This is a genomic window from Bacillota bacterium (assembly GCA_012837285.1).
Taxonomy (GTDB): Bacteria; Bacillota; DTU030; order DUMP01; family DUMP01; genus DUNI01.
The window spans coordinates 1-7,154 of the sequence record DURJ01000134.1; the positions used below are offsets into that span (position 1 = coordinate 1).

8 protein-coding genes are annotated in these 7,154 nt (G+C 53.5%); all 8 read right to left on the reverse strand.

Features of this window, described 5'->3' with window-relative positions; all coding sequences use genetic code 11:
* Window positions 1–415: 415 nt before the first annotated feature.
* Window positions 416–1,171: a hypothetical protein gene (locus tag GX016_07990; GenBank protein HHT71499.1), complete on the reverse strand. Its 756-nt coding sequence runs from the start codon at window positions 1,169–1,171 to the stop codon at window positions 416–418.
* Window positions 1,172–1,954: 783 nt separating this feature from the next.
* The gene (locus GX016_07995) at window positions 1,955–3,301 is read right to left on the reverse strand and encodes a TRAP transporter large permease subunit (protein HHT71500.1); all 1,347 of its coding nucleotides are present in this window, start codon (window positions 3,299–3,301) and stop codon (window positions 1,955–1,957) included.
* A gap of 66 nt (window positions 3,302–3,367) precedes the next feature.
* Entirely contained in the window at window positions 3,368–4,573 is a 1,206-nt protein-coding gene (locus GX016_08000; GenBank protein HHT71501.1) for an FAD-dependent oxidoreductase, read from the reverse strand.
* Complete coding sequence (locus GX016_08005; GenBank protein ID HHT71502.1) at window positions 4,570–4,842, reverse strand: (2Fe-2S)-binding protein; 273 nt, start codon at window positions 4,840–4,842, stop codon at window positions 4,570–4,572. The genes GX016_08000 and GX016_08005 overlap by 4 nt, the downstream gene beginning before the upstream one ends.
* Window positions 4,832–5,260, reverse strand: coding sequence for a 4Fe-4S dicluster domain-containing protein (locus tag GX016_08010; GenBank protein ID HHT71503.1), 429 nt, complete (start codon window positions 5,258–5,260; stop codon window positions 4,832–4,834). Before GX016_08010 ends, GX016_08005 begins: the two co-directional genes overlap by 11 nt.
* Window positions 5,242–6,285 (reverse strand): FAD-dependent oxidoreductase, encoded by a 1,044-nt coding sequence (locus tag GX016_08015; protein HHT71504.1) that lies wholly within the window; start codon window positions 6,283–6,285, stop codon window positions 5,242–5,244. The genes GX016_08010 and GX016_08015 overlap by 19 nt, the downstream gene beginning before the upstream one ends.
* Before the next feature lie 38 nt (window positions 6,286–6,323).
* Entirely contained in the window at window positions 6,324–6,641 is a 318-nt protein-coding gene (locus GX016_08020) for a (2Fe-2S)-binding protein (protein HHT71505.1), read from the reverse strand.
* Between the two features lie 223 nt (window positions 6,642–6,864).
* Window positions 6,865–7,154: polymer-forming cytoskeletal protein (locus GX016_08025; protein HHT71506.1), on the reverse strand; the 290-nt coding region annotated here is incomplete at its 5' end.

Here is a 7,154-nt window from a genome sequence, read left to right on the forward strand (position 1 = left end):
AAATCCTTAATACTAATTATCTATTTCACCCCTGCGTAGTTTTCTCGTTGCGCTTTACCAGCCTCATTTTTAAAACTTATTACTCGCATTTGCGGCCGCATCTATCTTGTCCGAGCAAAGTGCGACGACTATTGCAGGAATAAGCACTATCCAATAAAGTGGCATCTTTTTCTTCCTAATTTCATTGGTTACGTTCCATTTTTGATTTGACCCATTCGATAAAAAGAAAGATTACACAAGACACACTATATCCCGTAACAAAATACAGGCCGGCATGTACTAACATAGGAGGATATGTTTGGTTATATCTGTTTGCAAACATAATCCTCGGAATAATTATGCCGCCTATAGTTAGTCCTAAGCTGGGGCCGATGGCAAATTTTAATGCTCGGCTTAACGTTTTTATCACCCCTTGTCAGATACAAATATCCTTTTTCTGCTCTTTGCTCTGTGGTTCTGAAGTCCAATAATACCGCGCTATGATATAGCCTACAAACAATATCAGCCCGCAAAAAACGTTTATCATAAAGAGCTCGGCCGTGCCAACACCTGCGCTGGGAGCGCTTTGGTCGTGCAGCTTGTGTAATTCTGGAGCGATATCATTACCGCTGGAGTCAATCAAGCGCAGCGTTGGCCAGTAGCCTGTCTCAAATTCGTAGATGTCCATGAAGCTGGGCTCACTTACGGTATTGGAATGTAATACTACCGGATTAGCATCGGTGGTAACATATTCGTAATACTCTACCCGTGGGTCAATATTCACCCCGCAAATTGCCACATATCTTTTCTTGCCGATGGTAAAGGAAAAATCTCTGCTACCACCTACGCCTGGTCCGTAGTTGGCTGCAATGGGACGCCACTTAAAGTTTAGGCCACGCTTAAATCGTGCTAAGCCGAGGAAGTTATCAAGCTTACCGTCGGTAAACAGTACTATCATAGAGTTGCCGATTTTCTTGGTCTGGACAACCTCTGCTTTTAGGTCATGAAAGACAAAAAGCTGGGGCGAACTACCCGTTCCTGTCCTTATGTCGTCACCGGAAATATACGCGGTTAAAGTATCCTCTATCTTATCGGGATTAGACGATGTATAATACTCTGTTCCATAAAGCCATGCAGCCAGTATTACTGACAGCACCATGATGGTAACTGCGATTTTCCTGTTGGTATTCATTGTATCCACCTCGCAATGAGTAAAATTGTGCTCATGTATTTGAACAACATAACATCGTGCATATATGGCATGGATCCTTCGCTTCGCTTCCCACGCTTCGCTCTGGACAGGCTGGACAGGCTGGATGACCAACTTGAAACTGTATACAGACCATGCCTTAAATTTTACGAGCTAAGGATTTTGGTCATTTAACTTCTGTTGATGTGTAATCAACCACTACTATCTTGCACTTCTTGCAAATGTAGGCGTTGGGGGCCACGCCAACGCAAATAGTTTTTAGCAATTAGAACTTCCCCGGCCCTGGGAAGTAGCGATCCAACTTAACGCCATCCGCAAGCTACGTAAATAAATAAGCTTTGTCCGGTGCGGCCTTGAACACTGAGCACTGCCAAGGATGGCTGCTCCTTAATTATACTGGCAACAGTGGCCTTACTCAAGGCAAAGGTGCGGTAACATAGCCAACTGCAAAAAAGAGGTAACTATTCAGGGGTAGATCCTATGCCGCAAGCGGCAGCACCAGCGAAAGGATGAAAATGGATCCAGCGGCGGCAAACAATCCGCAGCCGGTCTAGACGCACACTCCGAACCGAGCCCTGGAACGGTGGAAGCAAAGACTTGAACCGGGAAGTGAGCACGGGTCGGGCAACATCTTAAGATCCTTCGGGATAAACCCTCAGGATGATAAGTTTTATGATAATGAAATGGTGTGAAAGGAGACACAAAGGAGAGGTTACCCCTATTTTAGGCAACCTCTCCTTTTTGGCCGCTTTTATCGGCTCGCGGTTAGAACAACTGAAACCAGGCCGCCAAACCCACGGCAGCAAAATACAAGGTAACCGGCAAGGCCATGATCATGATACGCACCGGGTCGACTTTTTTCGCCAAAATACCGCCCACCAACCCGGCCACCACAAAAGTGGTCAAGCACACTGGCGGCATGGACTGGCCAGCCATGGCCAGATGGGCTGCTCCCAGGGCCGCTTTGGTGGCACTCACGCCGAAGTTTTGCGTCAGCATAGGTCCCAGGAAAGGAATAAGGGTGTTTTGGGCGGTGCTCTGAGAGCCGGTGAGCATTCCCATCAAAAGAACTGCTACTGCTCCACCGAAGGTGGTGGCGGCCGGTGTCAGTCCTTTGGTAAAGGCCACTACTTGGTCGATCATTCCGGAAGCATAAAACGCCCCTAGCATAATGCCGGCGCAAAGTTGGATCTGGACTGTTTTGGCGACGGCCTTGATACCGTCGGCAAAAATCGCTTTAAATTGCCGCCGCACCTGGGGAAAAGCCAGCGTTATAATGGTGGTGACTATTATGGCCTGAATAATCCGATTAGTCAGGGCCTTTAGGATAGGTGTCTGACCAAAGGGTAGCAAGGGATCGAGGATTTCCAGTACTTCGATCTTGAAACCCGAACGCAGGATAACAATAATTGCCAATACTGCTAAAGGTACCAGCCGTGGCCATTCCTGGACCAGAATTTGACCGGCCGAGCGATCAGGGATCAGCTCGGGCGGCAATTCTCTGATCCGGACGTGGCGCCACAGGGTGGCCAGAGCTATTAGCACCCCAATACTTACAGTAATGTAACCGATGCCGATCACTGGATCCACCGGGGTGTCGATGAGACTGGCAGCCAGGAAAAATGATTGCGTAATCGGGGGCATAATGGAACCGAGAATTCCGCCCAAGAGTAAGGTCAGCCCCACTTGCTCGCCGTCTAAGCCCAGCTCGGCCAAGGACATGACCACCAACACACCGATGACCGTAGTGGTAGCAATGGCGTCGCCCAAGAGGGATCCGGCCAACACCAGGCTCAGTACCACTGCCGTTATGAGGCCCTTGGGAGAACGACCAAAGAGGGCCCGGAAGATGTTGAGCACCGTATCCATGGTTCCCAGCCGTACTTGTGATTGGGCATAGATACTGCCAAAGATGGAAAGACCGATTACCCAGGCAATCCGGTCGATACCACCGATAGCCGCCGTCGCTGCCGCCGGTATTCCCACCCGCCCGAACAGAAACGCCAACACAGCTGCCGCCAGCAACCCGATTCGGGCGTCACCGCCAATTTTGGGCACCGGTAACAAAATAATGGCAAACAGTACCACTACTGGCAGGATTACGGTTAACACTTCAGCTCACCCCTTTTTCTATCCTTGCTTCAATTCTACGTCATTCAGGTAGTGAAGGTTCCCACATTAAGGTGAAATCACCGGATTCCCGCCTTGTTTTTTCCCTTGGAGAAAGCGATCTGGGGCAAACTCCGTTAGGGAAATCGACGTTTCCCCGCTCACCACCAGTTCAGCCAGTAGCTGACCTGTGATTGGCGCCAGGGCAATGCCATCGCCTTCGTGACCGGCAGCAATATATAGATTATCCACTCCCGGCAGCAGGCCCAAGTAGGGGAGGCCGTCCGGGGTATAAGGACGCAGCCCGGCAAAGGTGCGGATAACGTGCAGTTTGTCCAGGGCCGGCAAGATGCGGGCTCCATGGCGCAAAACGGTTCGGACCCCTTCCAGCGTTGTAGATGTATCCCAGTCTACAAACTCGCGGGTACTGCCCACCAGTATGGTGCCGGCAGCCGTTTGTTCCAGGGCGAGCCCAACACCTAGACGCAAAGCATCGTCTTCGGCGGCGGCCAAAAGCTCCGGGTGGTACTTGGCGGCAATGTAGCGGGCACAGAGTAAAATATGTCGAACCAAAGACGGAGCCGGCTCAGTCACCACCAGTTGCCCCCGGCGGGGGCGAAGCGGTAGCTCCAGGCCCAGGGGGGCTAATAAAGCTGAGGTGAACACGCCGGTGCACAGTATATATGACTGGGCATAAACGCAGCCACCGGGAATGACTACCTTCTCGATGGTGCCATTCTTGCGCACCAGGGACTGGACGGGAGTACCCTGCTGTACACGCGCACCGTGACGGATCGCAGCCTGGGCAAAACCCAGCACCACCTGGAGCGGATTGACCTGGCTATCCTGGGCACTATATGTAGCTCCCACCACATGGGGGGCTAAATTAGGCTCGAGCCGGCGAGCTTCTTCGCCACTGATCAGGCGTACATCCAGACCGATAGCCTGCTGCTTGTGCATAAACGTTTCCATGGCCGGCAGCTCGTCGGGCCGTTCAATCACAATCAATCCACCGCAGGGATTATATTCAAGGTCCCAGTCCAGCTCGGCTGTCAAGTCACGATAGATCCGGGCCGAGGCCAGCCCTAACTGGAGATGAACACCGGGGTTTTTTGACTGCATAATGACGAAACCATCGCAGGCTGACGACGTACCAGAACCAAGTTCGTTTTGTTCCAACAGGAGAACGTCGGCCCCTTGGCGGGACAGATAATAGGCCACAGCGGTACCGATAACCCCGCCCCCTACCACCGCCACCTCTGCCGTGTACTTCACCGTTGTTCCCCCTTTAAGCTCACCACCGTCAGCGGGCGGGTGGGCAGCCGGTAGGTGCTGGGCCAAATATCGGCCAGGCTTTGACCGGTCTCTTGAGCGATGATCTGGGCGATAAGTCGGCGGCAACTTCGACCCTGACACAGACCCATACCAGCCCGGGTGAATCGTTTTACCGCCTGCGGAGTTCGAGCTCCGGCCTCGATGGCCCGCCGAATTTCTCCTTTGGTTACTTCTTCGCAGCGGCAAATAACTACCTCATCATCGGTCATGGCTAGGCCTCCTTATGCCTCGCGCTTTCGTGGCTAAGCCGACAGGTAATGTAATGGTGACTAAGTAGGTGCCATCAGCACCTTGAGGCTGCCAACAGGCCTTTACCCAGGCCGGGCCCAAGCTTTCGCCGTCTCTGTTGACTGCCGTTACCGATTCCCCCGGTTCGGGCCGAGGGAGAAATTCATAGGGAAATGTAACTTCATCAGGCCCGTTGTTGTCGCTACTAACCAGAAAAATAGCCAACCCCGGACAGGCAGCTACGCAGGCGCCACAGCCAATACAGTGCCTGGTATCCAAGCGTGGCCGGCTAGTGATGGGATTCCCCACCTGGATCGCACCCTGCGGACAGACTGTCTCACAAGGGTTGCACGGTATTTCCTCCGGACATTCGATTACAGCTATTCGCCTGGGTGACAATCTGTCCACCTCTTTATCAGCTCACTCTTGGCCCGCTGGCGCAGGTCGCCAAAAGGTCCGCGGCGTAGGGAGGCCAAACGTTCCTGAGCCGCCTCCAACTCAGCTTGAGGCACCGAGCAACCCATGGCCGTGGCCGCCGCCAAACCGGCAATCGTACCTTCTTCTAAAGCCGTAGAGGCTTCTTCCACACCGGCCATGTCACCGGCGACATAAATATGCGGTACCGTGCTCTCCATGTTAACAGAATGAAGCGGCACCTGCCCGCCTAAGGCGCTTTGGTAAAAAAAGCGGCAACCGGCCTGCCAGGCCAGTTCGGCCAGGGGTGTCAGTCCTACAGCCAAGCAGATGGTATCTACAGCCAGGGTACGCTCACTCCCCGGTAACGGCTGAAAATGATCGTCCACTGCGGCCACTGTGACTTCCTGCACCTCTTGGTCACCGTTCGCCTCCAGTACAGTATGACCCGTCCAGATAGGCACTCCGGCCCGTTTGATCTTAGCTGCGTGCACCTGGTAGCCGCTTAAGCGAGGTAGCGCCTCCACCACACCGACAACTTGAGCTCCGGCTTGAAGTAGTTGGTAGGAGACAATAAGGCCCACATTGCCCCCACCCACCATTAATACCCGCCGGCCCGGCAAAACACGGTGAAGATTGACAAAGGTCTGGGCCGCTCCGGCCCCCATCACGCCTGGCAGAGTGGAACCCGGAAAAGCCAGGGGGTTTTCGCTGGCTCCGGTTGCCAAAATAATAGCTTGGGCCTTAAGGTAAAAACAATCGTCCCTGTGGGCCAAGCCTAAGGTACAGTCCTGGATGGAAAAGACCACTGTATCGGTGAGTATTTCCACCCCCGCCGCCGCGCAGTCTTCAAGCAGCTCGGTGGCAATACGGTAACCGCGCACCCCGGCGCGGTGATCTTTAGAGCCAAAGAACTTGTGAATTTGCTTACATAATTGACCCCCCGGCTGGTCGTTTTCATCAATGAGAACCACCTGAGCCCCGGAGCGAGCAATGGTAAGGGCAGACATGAGCCCAGCCGGGCCGCCTCCAACCACCGCTACCCCGTTTAATGAGAGATGGGCCACTGACCGAGCCCCCTTTGTGTGGTTACCTTCATGCCTGCCTTCACCGGCGTGATACAGGTGCGCACATTGGGCCTGCCATCCACCGTCATCACACAATCGGTACAGCGCCCGATCCCGCAGAACACTCCTCGCGGCTCTTGGCGCCTTCTGGTGGTGCGGCAGACACGAAGGCCGTGTGCCATTAAGGCGGCTGCAATGGGCTCTCCTTCGTGGGCCCAGATCTTTTTTCCGTCTACTTCGATGACAACTGGTTTCAGCTTGGATTTAAGCTCCAGCAGCGGATGATCGACAATGCGCACAGTCCTACACTCCTCCTGGGACAACCTTCCTAAAAGAGCAGAAAAGGCCTGGGCAAACCCGGCCTGTATTGTTGGGCCTAACCTGAGAGACAGTATCAAAGCTTAGCCCGGCCACGTCAAGCCAGCCCCTTATTCGTATAACAACAGTAATATTCCCACTACTTGCATGGTACCTGTGTTCAGGGACAGTGTCAACCGGAAAGATAACCCTCTCAATTAGCTGTTAGGGGTGGGGACGTGGGGACTTATTTGGTTGTTCCTGCTTGGGATCCGCTTTTGTCTTGGCCCCGGGGCGGCCTTGAGGATCTTTCATGGAGCAATTGCCAGTAAAAAAGCCGCCGTCGCTAACGGCTAAGCTGGCCACCTGAATCTGCCCATAGATCTTCCCGGTGGGGGTAATCTCCAGGCGACCGCTCAGTTCCACATCGCCGGTTATTTCCCCGGCCACAGTGGCATGGCGGCCATGAATGTTAGCCTTTAGGTGGGCGCTTTCGCTCACGATGAGATCGCCAT

What these genes read in the sequence shown, in the direction of transcription:
- GX016_07990 (HHT71499.1), bottom strand. Translation starts at nt 1,171, where the DNA reads ATGAATACCAACAGGAAAATCGCAGTTACCATCATGGTGCTGTCAGTA.
- GX016_08005 (HHT71502.1), bottom strand. Translation starts at nt 4,842, where the DNA reads ATGACCGATGATGAGGTAGTTATTTGCCGCTGCGAAGAAGTAACCAAA.
- GX016_08015 (HHT71504.1), bottom strand. Translation starts at nt 6,285, where the DNA reads ATGTCTGCCCTTACCATTGCTCGCTCCGGGGCTCAGGTGGTTCTCATT.